We start from the raw sequence: 16,348 nt of genomic DNA on the forward strand, positions 1-16,348 counted from the left end.
CTGGGGGGATGAGCTCCCTCGATGACCAGTTCCACTCGGCCGCTCTCGACGACGACCTGACCGCCACCTTGGACGCGCGCGGCCTCCGCGCAGCGCGCGTCGGTGACGACGATCAGGAGGGCACCCATCGCTGGCAGGATGCCGTGGCCCGCGGCTTCCTGGGCGGGGAGCCCACCGAGGCCCAGTACACCGAGTCCTTCGCCCGCAACGGTTACCGCCGCAAGATCGGCGTGTACGACGCCGCCGGCGTGCAGACCGACGTCCCCGTCGCGACCTTCGCGTCGTGGGGGACCGAGCTCACCCTGCCCGGCGGGTCGGCCGTTCCGATGTGCGCCGTCAGCGCGGTGACCGTCGCGCCTACGCACCGGCGTCGCGGCATCCTGAGCACCCTCATGCGCGGCGAACTGCGCACCGCGGTCTCACTCGGGTTCCCGATCGCGGGCCTCACCGTCAGCGAGTCCGGAATCTACGGCCGTTTCGGCTTCGCCCCCGCGGTCACCGCCACGTCGTGGGAGATCTCCACGCGCCGCACCGGATGGATCGGCCCGGTCGCCCCGGGGCGCATCGACTACATCACGCGCGAGCAGGGCCGGGATGCCGCGACCGACCTGTACGAGCGGATCCGTCTGGCCACCCCGGGCGAGATCACCATGCCCGGCGGGCACTGGGACCGCACGTTCGGGACGCGCGCCGACGCCGAGAAGGCCGACAAGCTGCGCGTCGTCCAGTACCGCTCGCCGGCGGGCGAGGTCGAAGGCGTCGCCGTCTACAGCATCACCGAGGACGACGACGACTGGGCTGCCTCGACCGCCACGGTGTCGCGAGTGGTGGCAGGGACGGATGCCGCCTACGCCGGCCTGTGGCGCTTCCTGCTGACCCTCGACCTGGTCGGCACCGTCCGGGCCAGCGAACTGTCGGTCGACGAGCCGCTCTGGTGGATGATCGACAACAAGCGAGCCGCGCGGATCACCAGCCGGGACCACCACTATCTCCGCGTGCTCGACGTCCCGGCGACGCTGGCCGCCCGCAGCTACGACGTCGAGGACGTCATCGCCCTGGAGGTGACCGATGCGCTCGGCATCGCCGACGGCACCTTCGTCCTGACGGCCGGCGAGACGCCCGGCGTCGACGTCGTCGATGACCCGCCCCTCGGAGTCCCGCTCGTGCGTCTCGGTGTCGAAGAGCTCTCGGCGATGCTCCTCGGCGCCGTGTCCCCGGTGACTCTCGCTCGCGCGGGACGCGTCGAGACCGACGACCCGCATCGCATCGCACGCGTCTTCGCGGCGACGACGCCGCCGCGGCTGAGCTTCTGGTACTGACCGTGGTCGGGACCAGCGGGGCGGCGTACGCCGAGCGGTCAGGCGGCGCCGCGTAGCCTGGAGGCGATGGCACATCTTCTCGGGGCCGAGGCCCTGCACCTGGAATACCCGACCAAAGTGGTCTTCGACGGCGTCTCGCTCGGCGTCGACGAGGGCGACCGCATCGGCATCGTCGGCCGCAACGGCGACGGCAAGTCGAGCCTCATGGCGATGCTCGCCGGTCGCCGCGACCCCGACTCCGGACGCGTCACCGTGCGCGGCGGCGTGACGATCGGCGTCCTCGAGCAAAGCGACGTCCTTCCCGACGACCTCACGGTGGGACGCGCCGTCGTCGGCGACGGCCCCGAGCACGAGTGGGCGCGGGACGCGCGCGTGCGCGACGTCATCGCGGGTCTCCTGTCGGACCTCGACTGGGAGGCCGCCATCGGCACGCTCTCGGGTGGCCAGCGCCGCCGGGTGGCGCTCGCCCAGCTGCTCACGGGGGACTGGGACGTCCTGGCGCTCGACGAGCCCACCAACCACCTCGACGTCGAGGGGATCGCCTGGCTCGCCGAGCACCTGAAGCGCCGCTGGTCGCCGTCATCGGGTGCCCTGATGGTGGTGACCCACGACCGGTGGTTCCTCGACGAGGTGTGCACCAAGACGTGGGAGGTCCACGACCGCATCGTCGAGCCCTTCGACGGCGGCTACGCGGCGTACATCCTCCAGCGGGTCGAGCGCGACCGCCAGGCCGCCACGATCGAGGCGCGGCGGCAGAACCTCGCCCGCAAGGAGCTCGCGTGGCTGCGGCGAGGTGCCCCCGCGCGGTCGACCAAGCCGAAGTTCCGGATCGACGCGGCGAACGAGCTCATCGCCGACGTCCCCGAGATCCGCGACCGGGTCTCGCTGCAGTCCCTCGCCGTGGCGCGTCTGGGCAAGGACGTCGTCGACCTCCTCGATGCGGGTGTCGCCTACGACGGCCGTGAGATCCTCAGGGACGTCGAGTGGCGCATCGCGCCGGGGGAGCGCACTGGCATCCTCGGTGTCAACGGCGCCGGCAAGTCGACGCTCCTCGGCCTCGTCTCGGGCACGGTCCTGCCGACCAGCGGACGGGTCAAGCACGGCAAGACCGTGAAGGTCGCGACCCTCACGCAGCGGATGGACGAGCTCGACCCGCACCTGAACGAGCCGGTGCGCGTCGTCGTCTCGCGCCTGCGGACGACCTACACGTTCGGTGCCGGCTCGAAGGCGCAGGAGCTCACCCCCGGGCAGCTCCTCGAGCGGATGGGGTTCGCCTCGGCGCAGCTCTCCACCCCCGTGAAGGACCTCTCCGGCGGTCAGAAGCGACGCCTGCAGCTGCTGCTCATCCTCCTCGACCAGCCGAACGTCCTGATCCTCGACGAGCCGACGAACGACCTCGACACCGACATGCTCGCGGCCATCGAGGACCTCCTCGACTCCTGGGCGGGCACCCTCATCGTCGTGTCCCACGACCGCTACTTCATGGAGCGCGTCACCGATCAGCAGTACGCCGTCATGGGCGGCGGTCTCCGCCACCTCCCCGGCGGGATCGAGGAGTACCTGCGCCTGCGCGCGAGCCAGCCGCAGGCGACGGGCGCGGCGACTCCCGGCGGTCAGAAGGCGGATGCCGCGGCACCGACGGCATCCGCTCTGTCGGGCGCTGATCGTCGCACGGCGGAGAAGGAGGTCACGAGCCTCGAGCGTCGCATCAAGAAGCTGTCGGACCAGATCGCGAAGGCCCGGGCGGCACTCGCCGACCACGACCAGGGCGATTACGTCGGTCTCGGCGAGAAGATGCAGCACATCGCGGCCATGGAGACCGAGGTCGCCGAGGCGGAGGACCGCTGGTTCGAGCTCAGCGAAGAGCTGGGCTGATCAGACGCGGTCGGCCTCGCGCAGCGCGAGGCCGGTGGTGAACTCGCGCTGTTCGCCGCTGAGCGGATCGACGAACCGCAGTTCACGGGCCAGGAGCTGCAGCGGGCGCTCGGGATCGTCCGGCGCCTCGTCCAGCAGGTCCGGGTAGAACCGGTCGCCCAGGATGCCGAGCCCGATCCCGGCGAGGTGGGAGCGCAGCTGATGCATGCGTCCCGTGCGCGGGTGCAGCCGGAGGTGAGCCGCCGTCTCGCCGACGCGGATCGCCTCCACGAGCGTCTCGGCGTTCGGTTCGCGGTCCTCGTGGACGATCGCGCGGAGGCTTCCGCGTGTACTGGTGAGGTGCGAGCGGACGACGAGGGGGAGCGGCGGCATCCCGCTGCCCGGGATCGTCGTCACCGCTTCGTAGACCTTCTCGACGGCGCGGTCGGCGAAGAGCGTCTGGTACGCGCCGCGGGTCGCGGGGCGGACCGAGAACATGACGAGACCGGCGGTTGCGCGGTCGAGTCGGTGGATGGGCGTCAGGTCGGGGTTGTCGAACCGTTGCCGCAGTCGCACGAGGGCGGAGTTCATGAGGAACCCGCCGCCCGGTGTCGTCGGGAGGAAGTGCGGCTTGTCCACGACCAGCAGGTCGTCATCGAGGTGACGGACCGCGACGTCGTAAGGGATGGCGGGCTCGTCGGGCGGCTCGCGGTAGTACCAGACGAAGTCCTCGGCTCCCAGCGGCGTCTTGCGCGAGAGCCGCGTGCCGTCGAACGCGACCACTTCACCGCGATCGAACCGGCCGAGGAGGACCTCCGGGTCGATGTGCGAGAACCGTCCCGTCACGTATTCCGCGATCGTGGCCCATGGTCCCGTCCGGGGTACTCGGAGCCGGGTGGGACCCACCCCGTCGCGGACGGGGAGCGGAGCGCGCATCGCCATCGCGGACTCAGGCGTCGAAGCCGAGGCTGAGTTTGCGCAGGAGCCCTGCGAGGCGTTCGCGGTCGGCACGCGAGAGCTGGCCCAGCAGCTCCGCTTCAGCATCGACGAGTCGTGTGATCGCGGCATCCACCCGGTTGCGTCCCTCTTCGGTGAGGGTGACGAGCACGCCGCGGCCGTCACCGGGATCGGCGGCGCGGACGACGAGGCCGCGCTCCACGAGCCGGTCGATGCGGTTCGTCATCGTGCCGCTCGAGACGAGGGTCTGCTGGAGCAATTGCTTCGGGCTCAGCCGGTACGGCTCGCCGGCGCGGCGCAGCGCGGAGAGCACATCCCACTCCCACGGCTCCAGGTCGCTGCGGTGGAACGCGTCGCGGCGGGCACGGTCGAGATGGCGCGACAGCCGGTCCACGCGCGAGAGGACCTCGAGGGGGGAGAAGTCGAGATCGGGTCGCTGCGCGACCCACGCGCTCACGATCCGGTCGACCTCGTCGTGTTCGGGGACCATCTCCTCATCATCGCAGAGCGCCTGCTACTGTGACCGGTAACAGGCGGGCGACGACGTGACCGCCGAGATCGAAGAGGATCACCTCGATGCCTGCATCGCGCGCCCGGCGGACGACCGCCGCCACCGCCACGACCGCCCTCCTCCTCGGCATGCTGAGCGCCGGTGTGATCACCGCACCGGTCGCCTCGGCCGCCGAGGGACCCGTCGACGCGGGCATCGTCGTCCCGAAGGTCGACGGCCTGCCTGCCGGCTTCATCAACGGCGTCGACGTCTCGTCCGTGCTCTCCCTCGAGGCCTCGGGCGTCGTGTTCCGGGACGACGCGGGCGAGCCCGCCGACCTATTCGACGTCCTCGCCGACCACGACGTCACCGACGTCCGCGTCCGGGTGTGGAACGACCCGTTCGACGCCGACGGCAACGGGTACGGCGGCGGCGACGTCGATGTCGACCGTGCCGTCGAGATCGGTCGCCGTGCCACCGAGGCAGGGTTGCGGGTCCTCGTCGATTTCCACTATTCGGACTTCTGGGCGGACCCTGCGAAGCAGCAGGCTCCGAAGGCTTGGCGGGACCTCAGCGTCGACGAGAAGGCCGCACAGACGAGGGACTACACCGCCGACGTCCTCGAGGAGTTCGCCGACGCCGGCGTCGATGTGCACATGGTGCAGGTGGGCAACGAGACCAACAACGCCGTCGCGGGGGTCACCGGGTGGCCGGGGATGGCGAAGATCTTCTCGGCCGGGTCGGCCGCCGTCCGCGACGTGTATCCCGACGCCCTCGTCGCCGTGCACTTCACGAACCCCGAGACGGCGGGCCGGTACGCCGGGTACGCCGCCAACCTGAAGACGTACGGCGTCGATTACGACGTCTTCGCCTCGTCGTACTACCCGTTCTGGCACGGCAGCACGGCGAATCTGACCTCGGTCCTCCGGCAGGTGGCCGACACCTACGGCAAGAAGGTCATGGTCGCCGAGACGTCGTGGGCGCACACGCTCGACGACGCCGACGGCCACGGCAACGTCATCGACCTCCCCTCCGAGGCGACGCAGTACCCCGTCTCGGTGCAGGGTCAGGCGACCGCAGTGCGGAACGTCATCCAGGCAGTGGTGGACGTCGGTGACGCCGGCATCGGCGTCTTCTACTGGGAGCCGGCCTGGCTCCCCGTCGGTCCGCCCGACCGCCTCGCGCAGAACAAGGTCCTGTGGGAGCGGGACGGGTCGGGGTGGGCGTCGAGCTTCGCGGGGGAGTACGAACCCGAGGACGCCGGGCACTGGTACGGCGGATCCGCCTGGGACAACCAGGCGCTCTTCGCGGCCGACGGCACCCCGCTCGAATCCCTCAACGTGTTCTCCTACGCCCGGACCGGCGCCGTCGCCCCGCGCGAGGTCGTGGACGTCGAGGACCCGACCGTCTCGTTCACCGATGGGGACGACATCGTCCTCCCCGCCACGGTCGCCGTCACCTTCAACGACGGATCCGTCGACGACGAGACGGTCGAATGGTCGCGGGATGCCGAGTGGATCGGCGGGCCCGGCACGTACACGCTCGGCGGCACGACGTCGTCCGGCCATGCGACGACGGTGACCGTCGTCATCCGTCCCGTGAACGGACTGCGGAACCCGGGGTTCGAGGACGCGGACGTGTCGATGTGGCGCGTCACCGGTGAGGGACTGGCCCTGCGGGCCACCGACGATCCCCGCACGGGGGAGCGATCGGCGCACTTCTACTCCGGATCGGCCTACACCTACACGCTCCGTCAGACCGTGTCGGGGCTCCCCGCCGGTCGCTATTCCGCATCGGGGGCGCTGCAGGGCGACGGTGAGGGCAGCGACGGGAACGTCCGACTGACCGTCTCGTCCGGGGATGCGGCGGCCTCAGCCGACTTCGGGCTCGACGGCTGGCGTGCCTGGTCGACTCCCGTGACGGACGCCGTCACGGTCGCCGAGGGCGGCAGCGCGACCGTCGAGGTGGCGGCATCCCTCCCTGCCGGCGCCTGGGGCACGCTCGACGACCTCGTGCTCACCAGAGCGGCCGACGCGGTCGACACCGCGGGCCTGCGGACGCTCGTTGACCGCGCGGACGACGTCGAACGCTCGGCCGCCACCACGGGATCGATCGAGACGCTCGACGAGGCCGTTCGGATCGCGCGCCTCGTCCTGTCGTCCTCCGCGCCGAGCGCTGATCGCGTCGCCGCCGCCGAGGCCGCGCTGACCGCCGCCTTCGACGGCCTCGTGCTCGCGGGTGAGGCACCGGCACCGGTCGTGCTGCCGGTCGCCGTGACGATCGGCGAAGGCGAGCCGGTGAGACTGCCCGCCTCCGTGACCGTCCGCGCGTGGGACGGGGCGGTCCGCACCGCACCCGCGACCTGGTCGGACGCGGTCTCGTGGATCACCGGCCCCGGCGAGTATCGGGTGAGAGGCCGCGCCGCCGACACGGACGTGACCGCGGCCGTCACCGTCACGGCGGCCGCCTGGGTGCGCGACGGGGGCTTCGAATCCTCGGATGCGTCGCCGTGGACCGTGACCGGCACCGGCGCCACGATCGGCGCGACGACGGATGCCGCAGCCGGCGCGCGTGCGGTGTCGTTCTGGTCCGGGTCCGCGTACCGCTTCGCCGTGACGCAGCGCATCGCGGGTGTCACGCCCGGCACATATGCCGTCTCGGCGACCGCCCAAGGAGACGGTGAGCAGGGAGACGGAGAAGGGAACGGCGCCCTCACGGTGACCGCGACGACCGGCGGTCGCACCGTCGATGCTCCCGTCCCGCTGGAGGGCTGGCAGCAGTTCCGCACCGGCACGACTCCGGCCGTCACGGTCGGGGCCGACGGGATCCTCACGGTCGGCGTCGCCGCCGACCTGCCCGCCGAGGCGTGGGGCACCGTCGATCAGATCAGGGTCGTCCGCACCGGCGAGCGCGTCTCGACCGGCGAGCTCGCCGCCGGCATCGCCGACCTCGAGGCTCTCGACACGGCCCCCTACACCGCGTGGTCGTCGGCGCGGATCCCGGCGGCCGTCGAGAAGGCCCGCATCGTCGTGGCCGCCGCCTGGCCCACCGCGGCCGAGGTGGATCGTGCCCGGGCTCTCCTCGTCGACGTCCGCGCCGGCCTCGTCCGGACGGACGCCGACACCGCGACGGCGCGACCCGGGACGGCGACCCTGTCGAACGACAACGGGTACGACACGGGGCTCAAGGACGGCGACTACACGCTCACCATGAACCTGTGGTGGGGCGAGAACGCCTCGTCGGTGCGGTTCTACGAGAACGGCCGGCTCCTGGACACCGTGCCCCTCGCGTACCGGGGCACCTGGGCGCAGACCGCCCGAGTCCCGGTCACGGGCCGCGCGGACGGCACCTACCGCTACACCGCGGTGCTGGCGAACACCCGCGGTGAGACCCGCACCGCCGAGATGACGGTCGTGGTGGATGCCGCGGCCCCCGGCATCCCCGTCCTCAGCCACGACAACCACGACGGCGACGGCACCTTCACGGTCACCGCCAACCTGTGGTGGGGTACGAACGCGACCTCCTACCGGGTCTTCGAGGACGGCCGCGTCGTCGCGGAGGGCGACCTCGCGGCGCGCACGCCGAAGGCGCAGCAGGCGACCTATGCGGCATCCGGCGTCAGCCGCGGATCGCACGCGTACAGGGTGGAGTTCCGCAACGCCGCCGGAACGAGCACGAGCACGCCGCTCACGGTGACGGTGCGTCGCTGACGCGCCCGGAGGGACGGCGGCCGCATGGCAGACTTGTCAGGCGGCCGCCGGACCCCCGGTCGGCTGCGGTCCGCCGTGGTGTAATGGCAGCACGACAGCCTTTGGAGCTGTGAGGTCTAGGTTCGAATCCTGGCGGCGGAGCATGACCGACAACCTCGATCCGCGCCTCGCCGTCGTCATCCTCGCCGCCGGCCAGGGCACGCGGATGAAGTCCTCCCTCCCCAAGGTGCTGCACCGCATCGGGGGGCGCCCGCTCGTCGGCCACGTGCTCGACACCGCCCGCGACCTCGCTCCCGCGCACGTCGTCGTCGTCGTCCGCCACGAGCGCGACCTGGTCGCCGACGCCGTGCTCGGCGTCGCGCCCGAGGTGGTCGTCGTCGACCAGGACGAGGTCCCCGGCACCGGCCGCGCGGTCGAGGTGGCCCTCGACGCGCTCGACGACTTCGACGGCGACGTCCTCGTCCTGAGCGGCGACTGCCCGCTCGCCGACGTCGACACGCTCGACGCGTTCGTCGCCGAACACCGCGCCGTCCGTGCGGGGGCGACGCTCATGACCGCCGTCGTCGACGACCCGACCGGGTATGGCCGCATCATCCGCGAGAGCGACGGCAGCGTCGCCCGCATCGTCGAGCAGAAGGATGCCTCGCCCGACGAGGCCGCCGTCGCCGAGGTCAATGCGGGCATGTACGTCTTCGCCGCCGCGGCGCTCCGCCAGCACCTGCCCCACGTCGGCACCGACAATGCGCAGCAGGAGAAGTACCTCACCGACATCGTCGCGCTCCTGCGTCGCGCGGACGGGCGGGTCGCGGCATCCGTCGCGAAGGACGTCACCGTCACGTACGGCGTCAACGATCGCGTGCAGCTGTCCGAGGTGGGACGCCTCCTCAACGCCCGCACGGTCCGCCGGTGGCAGCTCGAGGGGGTCACGGTCCTCGACCCGGCGACAACCTGGATCGACGTGACCGCGACCCTCGCGCCCGACGTCACCGTCCTGCCGAACACCCACATCCTCCGCTCCACGAGCGTGTCGGAGGGCGCGACGATCGGGCCAGATACGAGCCTCGTGGACTGCGAGATCGGCGCGCGAGCGACCGTGACCCGCACCGACGCGACGCTCGCGGTCATCGGCGCGGGAGCCACGGTGGGTCCCTTCGCCTACGTCCGCCCGGGCACGGAGCTCGGCGAACGCGGCAAGATCGGCACCTTCGTCGAGACGAAGAACTCCACGATCGGCGAGGGCAGCAAGGTCCCGCATCTGTCCTACGTCGGCGACACGACGATCGGCCGCAATGTGAACCTGGGCGCCGGGGCGATCACCGCGAACTACGACGACATCTCGAAGCACCGCACCGAGATCGCCGACGAAGTCCACGCCGGCTCGCACAACGTGTTCGTCGCGCCCGTTAGGATCGGTGAGGGCGCGAAGACGGGTGCAGGAGCCGTGATCCGCAAGGATGTCCCGGCCGGCGCCCTCGCCCTCAGCATCGCCCCCCAGCGGAACGTCGCGGGGTGGGTCGAGAACAATCGACCGGGAACGGGAGCGGCAGAAGCCGCCGCTCGTGTCCGGTCCGCACAGGAAGCTGGCGATGGGTCGCAAGAAGCAGCACACGGTTGACCTCGACACCGAGCGCGGAATCGCGCCGGGACTGGTGGCCAAGACCAAGAAGCGTCTCGTCGTCGCGTCGGGACGCTCGCACGAGGAGCTGTCGACCGAGGTCGCCGCAGCCCTCGGCACCCAGCTGGTGCCCACGGAGCACCGCACCTTCGCCTCCGGCGAGATCCTGACCCGTTTCGAGGTCTCGATCCGCGGGTGCGATTTCTTCCTCATCCAGAGCTTCGGTCCGCCGGTCAACGAGTGGCTCATGGAGACGCTCATCATGCTGGATGCCGCCAAGCGGGCATCCGCGAAGCGCATCACCGTCGTCGCGCCGTACTTCCCGTACTCCCGGCAGGACAAGAAGGGCCGCGGGCGCGAGCCGATCAGCGCGCGCCTGGTGGCGGATCTGTTCAAGACCGCGGGCGCTGACCGGGTCATGAGCGTCGACCTGCACGCCGCGCAGATCCAGGGCTTCTTCGACGGTCCCGTCGACCATCTGTTCGCCAAGCCCGTCCTCCTCGAGTACTTCGAGAACACCCTCTCTACCGAGGACCGCGCGAAGCTCACCGTCGTGTCGCCCGACACCGGACGCGTCCGCGTCGCCGACACCTGGTCCGACAGCCTGGGCGCGCCCCTCGCCATCATCCACAAGCGTCGCGACCCCAACGTCGCGAACCAGATCACGGTCAACGAGATCGTCGGTCAGGTCGAGGGCCGCGTGTGCCTGCTCGTCGACGACATGATCGACACCGGCGGCACCATCGTGAAGGCGGCGCAGGCCCTCAAGGCCAACGGCGCGGAGCGTGTCATCGTGGCCGCGACGCACGCGATCTTCAGCGACCCCGCCGTGGAGCGCCTGCAGGACCCCTCCATCGATGAGGTCGTCGTCACCGACACGGTCCCGCTGCCCGCCGAGAAGCGGTTCCCCGCTCTCACGATCCTTCCGATCGCGCCGCTGCTGGCCCGCGCGATCCGCGAGGTGTTCGAGGACGGCTCCGTCACCAGCATGTTCGACGGCGCAGCCTGAATCTTCCTCATCCGTCGGCCGTCCGGTAGCGTCTCGTTCACCGGGCGGCCTTCGTTGTCAGCCGATGCATAGGCTTCTGCAAGCATCGCCATGTCCGGGATCGATTTCCTGGAGTCATCGCCCTTCGCTCCAGACCGGGCGGGCACGACCCAAGGAGGACCACTCATGATCCGCACCACAGCCGTACCCCGACCGCTCCGCGTCGGTGCAGCCGCCGCATCCGTCGCAGGCCTCGCTCTGCTCGCCGGATGCGCGGGCCAGACCACGTCCACCGCCGACTCCGGCACCGCCTCGCAGAATCCGGCCGCCTCGGCCGACGCCGGCAGCGGGTCGTCGAGCGGGTCCAGCAGCTTCACGGACGGCACCTACACGGCTGACGGCACCTATCAGACCCCCGAGACCATCGAGAAGATCTCGGTCACCCTGACGGTCGCGTCCGACGTGGTGACCGACGTCGAGGTCACCGGTGAGCCGCAAGCTCAGGAATCCAAGAGGTACCAGGGCGAGTTCATCGGGGGCATCAAGGATGTCGCCGTCGGCAAGAAGCTCGCCGACCTCACGGTCGACAAGGTCGGCGGCTCGTCGCTCACCAGCGGCGGGTTCAACGCGGCGGTCAAGGAGATCCGGACCGAAGCCGCGTCATGATCCCGACCGCGCCCCTCGCCCATTCCTGGGCGTTCGAGGCGATCGGGACGCTCTGGCGCATCGACGCCGCTTCCCCTCTCGACGATGGCGTCCGTGATGAGATCACGGACGCCATCGGCGCGTTCGACCGCGACTGGTCGCGCTTCCGTGCCGACTCGCTCGTGACGCGGTTGTCGCAGACGGGAGGAGGGGTACCGGCGCCCGCTGACGCGGCCGCCATGCTCGACGCCTACGACGCCCTCGACGCCGCCACCTCCGGTGCGGTGAACCCCCTCGTGGGGGAGAGCCTCGCCCGCCGCGGATACGACGCGACCTACTCGCTCGTCGACCGTGGAGCCGTGGCGGCTCCGCCCGACTGGCGGCGATCGGTGACGTGGTGGGACGGCACCCTGCGCCTCGCCGAACCCGCCCTGCTCGACGTCGGCGCTCTCGGCAAGGGCCGGCTCGCCGACCTCGTCCTGACGCGGGTGCCCGCCGGCGCTGCGGTCGTCGATGCGGGCGGCGACATCGCGATCCGAGGCACGACCCAGCGGATCGCCCTCGAGCACCCGTACGACGCCTCCGTGGCGATCGGGGTCTGGTCGGTGACGGATGCCGCCCTCTGCGCCTCCGCCGTCAACAGACGCGCGTGGGGCGAGGGTCTCCATCACGTCCTCGACGCCCGCACCGGCCAGCCGGTACGGCAATACGCGGCCACCTGGGCCGTGGCGCACGATGCGATGACGGCGGATGCCGCCGCCACCGCGCTGTTCTTCGACGGCGGCCCCCAGCTGGCCGCTGAATGGGGAGTCGGGTGGGTGCGGATGCGCACCGACGGCTCCGTCGAGTGGTCCCCCCAATGCGAAGCGGAGTTGTTCTCGTGATCTCGTCCCTCAGTGCCACCTGGAATCGTCTCCTCGGCGTCCTCGGCCGGCTGTCGATGTACCGCCTGGTCCTCCTCGCGCTGTCCGCGCTGGCCGTCATCGCGATGGTGCTCTCGTTCACCGGCGCCGTGTCGGTCGACCCCCTCGCGCTCATCGTGTCGGTCGCCGTCCTCGCGGTGTCGATCGCGGCCGTCGACGCGGTCGCCCAGCGGATCGTCCGGCGGCCGTGGCGCATCGAGTCGGCCCTCATCACGGCACTCATCCTGGTGTTCGTCCTGCGGCCCTCGCTCGAGCCGCTGGCGTTGCTCGGCCTCGTGATCGCCGGCGCGATCGCGTCGCTGTCGAAGTACGTCATCGCCTGGCAGGGACGTCACATCCTCAACCCGGCCGCCGCCGGAGCGACCGCACTCACCATCGTCAGCATCTGGGCCCCCGACCTCGGTGCATCGGCCTGGTGGGTCGGGAGCCCCGCGCTCGTCGTACCGGTGCTGCTGCTGGGACTGGCGGTCCTGGTCCGCACCGAGAAGGTCCGCGTCGTGGGACTGTTCCTCGTGATCGCGATCGCGGTGGGGCTCGTCCGCACGATCGTGCAGGCGCAGGCTGCGGGCTTCGCCCTCGACCCGGGGATGACGTTCACGAGCCTCGTGCTGTCCTCGCCCTTCCTCTTCCTCGGCGCGTTCATGCTGTCCGAGCCCCTCACGCTGCCGCCGCGACGCTGGCAGCAGTTCACCGTCGCCGCGGTGGTCGGTGTGCTGGCGGGATGGCCGATCTCGCTGGGTGCCATCACGCTCGGTCAGGAGCGTGCGCTCCTCATCGGCAACCTGGTCGCCTTCGTCTTCGCGATGCGCACCGCTGTCCGGCTGACGATCGTGGAGCGGACGGCGGTGACGCCGAGCATCCGCGAGTACAGCTTCCGAACCGAGCGTCCCGTTCGCTTCGCGCCGGGTCAGTACCTCGAGCTCGAAGTCCCGCATGCGCGCGCGGACTCCCGTGGCACGCGGCGGGAGTTCAGCATCCTCTCTTCACCTGCCGAACTGCCGCTCGTCAAGATCGCGATGCGCGAGGGATCCCAGTCGAGCTACAAGAAGGCGATCGCCACGGTGGAGCCCGGCGACGAGCTCGCGATCACGGGCATCTGGGGGGACTTCGTGCTTCCGCGCCGCACCGACGCGCCCGTCCTCATGGTCGCCGCCGGCATCGGCGTGACGCCGTTCGTGTCGCAGCTGCGGCACATCAGGCTCACGCAGGAGAGTCGTGACGTCGTGTTCGTCTACGTGGCGTCTGCGAGCGAGGAGCTCGCGTTCCGCGAGGACCTCGAGGCGGCCGGCATCCCGGTCATCGTGATCACCCGCGACGAGCCCGCTCACCTGCCCGTCGGGTGGACGTGGGGCGGCGGGGCACGACTCGACGCCGGGAGCCTCCTGCGTCTCGTGCCCGACATCGCCGGGCGTCACGCGTACGTGTCAGGCCCGCCCGCCCTCATCGCGACGCTGACCCCCGCGCTCGAGCGGGCGAAGTCGATCACGACCGACGCGTTCAGCGGGTACTGAGCCCGCGGCGCGTGCGTGAGGTCCCACTCCGGCCGGGAAAGCCGTCTCGATTCCCGGCCGGAGTGGGACCTCACGTGTTGCTACCCCCCTGAGGGGCGGGGGCTACGCTGCCGACGAGTCGGCGGGGGAGTCGGGCCGGGCGGGGAGACGCACCTCGAAGGTCGTCGAACCGGGTTCGGATGCCACGACGATCCGCCCGCTGTGGCCGGTGACGATCGCCCGGGCGATCGAGAGACCGAGGCCCGTCCCGCCGGTCTGGCGGGCGCGCGATGAATCCGCGCGGCTGAAGCGCTCGAACAGGTCGTCGACGATCGAGGGGTCGATACCGGGACCGTCGTCGTGGATGCGCAGGACGGCCTCGCCGTCGCGGGTCTCCACCGTCGTCGTCACGCGGGTGCCCGCAGGGGTGTGCACGCGGGCGTTGGCCAGGAGGTTCGCGGCGACCTGGTGCAGGCGCCCCGTGTCACCGGCGACGATGACCGGTTCGTCCGCGACGTCCAGGACCCACTCGTGGTCGGTGCCCGCGACGCGGGCGTCCGAGACGGCCTCGACGGCGAGGCGGGTGAGATCGACGGCGCTGTAGACGAGCTCCGTCCCCTCGTCGAGGCGGGCGAGCAGCAGGAGGTCTTCGACGAGCGCCGTCATCCGGAGCGACTGCGCCTGGATGCGCTCGAGCGACTCCCGGGTGGTCTCGGCGACGATGCCGGGAGCCGCCGTCCCAGACGACTCGGCCTGACGGATGCCACGCAGCGACAGCTCGGAGTATCCCCGGATCGAGGCGAGCGGTGTCCGGAGCTCGTGGCTCGCGTCCGCGACGAACGCCCGCATGCGCTCCTCGTTGCGCTGGCGTGCGGCGAGGGAGGTCTCGACGTGGTCGAGCAGCGTGTTGAGGGCGTGACCGACCTGGCCGACCTCGGTATGGGTGTCGGTGTCCTCGTCGGGGACGCGCTCGGAGATACGCACCGTCCCCTCCGAGAGGGGCATCGCCGCCACGCGGGAGGCGGTCGCAGCGACCGAACGGAGGGGGGCGAGGGCGCGACGGATGAGAAGCGCGATGATCGCGGCGAGGACGAGCAGCCCGCCGGTCGTGAGCAGCGCCACGGTCGTGACGATCCGTGCGCTCACGCTCGTGACTTCGGAGGTCGGCAGCCCGGTGGTCATGCTCGAATACGGTGCCGATTGGACGTGCAGGCGGTAGTCGCCGAGTCCCTCGACGTTCGCGTCCGCCCAGCCGGCTTCGTCGAGCGGGGTGCTGGCGATACGGCCGATGTTGAGGGTGCGGACGTCGCCCTCGTCGTCGACGTACGCCGCGCTCGGCCCGGCGATGTTGTTGACGATGAGCAGGGTGCCGCGCTCCTGCCGGCTGCGGCTGAGGATGGCCTCGGCGCGGCTGTTCAAGTCGATGACGAGCGAGTCCTGCGCGCGCGTCACCTTCGCGTCGAGGTTCTCGCGCAGGACGGATTCGAGGACCGTCCCGGTGCCGAGGCCGACGGTGATGAGGATGACCGAGACGAACGAGACGACGGCGGTGATCAGCCGTGCCTGCAGACTCCACCGGTGCCGACGGCGGCGGGGGCTGCTGCTCACTGGCTCGCTTTGATCATGTAGCCGACGCCGCGGACGGTGTGGATCAGAGGCTCCTTGCCCGCGTCGATCTTCTTGCGGAGGTAGGAGATGTACAGCTCGACGACGCTCGAGCGACCGCCGAAGTCGTAGTTCCAGACCCGGTCGAGGATCTGCGCCTTCGACAGGACGCGGCGCTGGTTGCGCATCAGGTAGCGCAGCAACTCGAACTCGGTGGCGGTGAGCTCGATCTCGTCGTCGCCGCGGAACACCTCGTGCGAGTCCTCGTTGAGGGTCAGGTCGCCGACGCGGAGGATCGGGTCGGCCGTGCCGGCGGATGCCCCGGCCCGCCGCATGAGGCCGCGCAGCCGCGCCACGACCTCTTCCAGGCTGAACGGCTTGGTGACGTAATCGTCACCGCCCGCCGTGAGGCCGGCGACGCGGTCGCTGACCGAGTCCTTCGCCGTCAGGAACAGGACGGGCACGTCGTCGCCGGCCTGGCGCAGGCGCTGCAGCACCGACATCCCGTCGAGGTCGGGCATCATGATGTCGAGCACCATCGCGTCCGGCGCGAACTCGCGCGCGGCGTTCAGCGCGTCGAACCCCGACCCGGCGGTGCGGACCTCCCACCCCTCCATGCGCAAGGCCATCGAGAGCAGATCGGTGAGCATCTGCTCGTCGTCGACGACAAGGACGCGCAGAGGGGAGCCGTCGGGGCGCTGGAGCAGGGGGGCAGGCATCGTCATGATTCCATTCTCATGACATATCTATGA

General features: G+C 70.9%; 12 protein-coding genes and 1 tRNA gene. 9 read left to right on the forward strand and 4 right to left on the reverse strand.

Features of this window, described 5'->3' with window-relative positions:
- Nucleotides 1–8 precede the first annotated feature (8 nt).
- Nucleotides 9–1,319 (forward strand): GNAT family N-acetyltransferase, encoded by a 1,311-nt coding sequence (locus H286_RS0102840; RefSeq protein WP_020097033.1) that lies wholly within the window; start codon nt 9–11, stop codon nt 1,317–1,319.
- Nucleotides 1,320–1,385: 66 nt separating this feature from the next.
- A complete protein-coding gene (locus tag H286_RS0102845; RefSeq protein ID WP_020097034.1) occupies nt 1,386–3,194 on the forward strand; it encodes an ABC-F family ATP-binding cassette domain-containing protein in 1,809 nt (602 codons plus the stop codon).
- Here the strand turns inward: H286_RS0102845 and H286_RS0102850 are convergent, their stop codons facing one another.
- Both H286_RS0102850 and H286_RS0102855 read right to left on the reverse strand, forming a co-directional pair.
- Nucleotides 3,195–4,019: a pseudouridine synthase gene (locus H286_RS0102850; RefSeq protein ID WP_018188371.1), complete on the reverse strand. Its 825-nt coding sequence runs from the start codon at nt 4,017–4,019 to the stop codon at nt 3,195–3,197. It lies immediately after the preceding gene.
- Between the two features lie 103 nt (nt 4,020–4,122).
- Nucleotides 4,123–4,620 (reverse strand): MarR family winged helix-turn-helix transcriptional regulator, encoded by a 498-nt coding sequence (locus H286_RS0102855; protein WP_020097035.1) that lies wholly within the window; start codon nt 4,618–4,620, stop codon nt 4,123–4,125.
- 86 nt (nt 4,621–4,706) lie between these two features.
- On the opposite strand from H286_RS0102855, the gene H286_RS0102860 reads away from it, so the two are divergent.
- From H286_RS0102860 to H286_RS0102890, 7 genes are all read left to right on the forward strand, one after another.
- Nucleotides 4,707–8,330, forward strand: a complete 3,624-nt coding sequence (locus H286_RS0102860) for a glycosyl hydrolase 53 family protein (RefSeq protein ID WP_020097037.1) — start codon at nt 4,707–4,709, stop codon at nt 8,328–8,330.
- Nucleotides 8,331–8,399: 69 nt separating this feature from the next.
- Nucleotides 8,400–8,471, forward strand: a tRNA-Gln gene (locus tag H286_RS0102865).
- Nucleotide 8,472: 1 nt separating this feature from the next.
- Entirely contained in the window at nt 8,473–9,945 is a 1,473-nt protein-coding gene (glmU, locus tag H286_RS0102870) for a bifunctional UDP-N-acetylglucosamine diphosphorylase/glucosamine-1-phosphate N-acetyltransferase GlmU (RefSeq protein ID WP_020097038.1), read from the forward strand.
- Nucleotides 9,917–10,954: a ribose-phosphate diphosphokinase gene (locus H286_RS0102875; RefSeq protein WP_020097039.1), complete on the forward strand. Its 1,038-nt coding sequence runs from the start codon at nt 9,917–9,919 to the stop codon at nt 10,952–10,954. Before glmU ends, H286_RS0102875 begins: the two co-directional genes overlap by 29 nt.
- 165 nt (nt 10,955–11,119) lie before the next feature.
- Nucleotides 11,120–11,599, forward strand: coding sequence for an FMN-binding protein (locus H286_RS0102880; protein ID WP_020097040.1), 480 nt, complete (start codon nt 11,120–11,122; stop codon nt 11,597–11,599).
- The gene (locus H286_RS0102885) at nt 11,596–12,462 is read left to right on the forward strand and encodes an FAD:protein FMN transferase (protein ID WP_020097041.1); all 867 of its coding nucleotides are present in this window, start codon (nt 11,596–11,598) and stop codon (nt 12,460–12,462) included. The genes H286_RS0102880 and H286_RS0102885 overlap by 4 nt, the downstream gene beginning before the upstream one ends.
- Nucleotides 12,459–14,012 carry an FAD-dependent oxidoreductase gene (locus H286_RS0102890; protein ID WP_020097042.1) on the forward strand — a complete coding sequence of 518 codons (1,554 nt, stop codon included), beginning with the start codon at nt 12,459–12,461 and terminating at the stop codon, nt 14,010–14,012. Before H286_RS0102885 ends, H286_RS0102890 begins: the two co-directional genes overlap by 4 nt.
- A 102-nt stretch (nt 14,013–14,114) precedes the next feature.
- Here the strand turns inward: H286_RS0102890 and H286_RS0102895 are convergent, their stop codons facing one another.
- Nucleotides 14,115–15,599, reverse strand: coding sequence for a sensor histidine kinase (locus H286_RS0102895; protein ID WP_020097043.1), 1,485 nt, complete (start codon nt 15,597–15,599; stop codon nt 14,115–14,117).
- Nucleotides 15,596–16,321, reverse strand: coding sequence for a response regulator transcription factor (locus tag H286_RS0102900; protein ID WP_018188361.1), 726 nt, complete (start codon nt 16,319–16,321; stop codon nt 15,596–15,598). Before H286_RS0102900 ends, H286_RS0102895 begins: the two co-directional genes overlap by 4 nt.
- Nucleotides 16,322–16,348 lie beyond the last annotated feature (27 nt).

It is taken from the genome of Microbacterium sp. 11MF, assembly GCF_000383475.1.
Classification (GTDB): domain Bacteria; phylum Actinomycetota; class Actinomycetes; order Actinomycetales; family Microbacteriaceae; genus Microbacterium; species Microbacterium aquilitoris.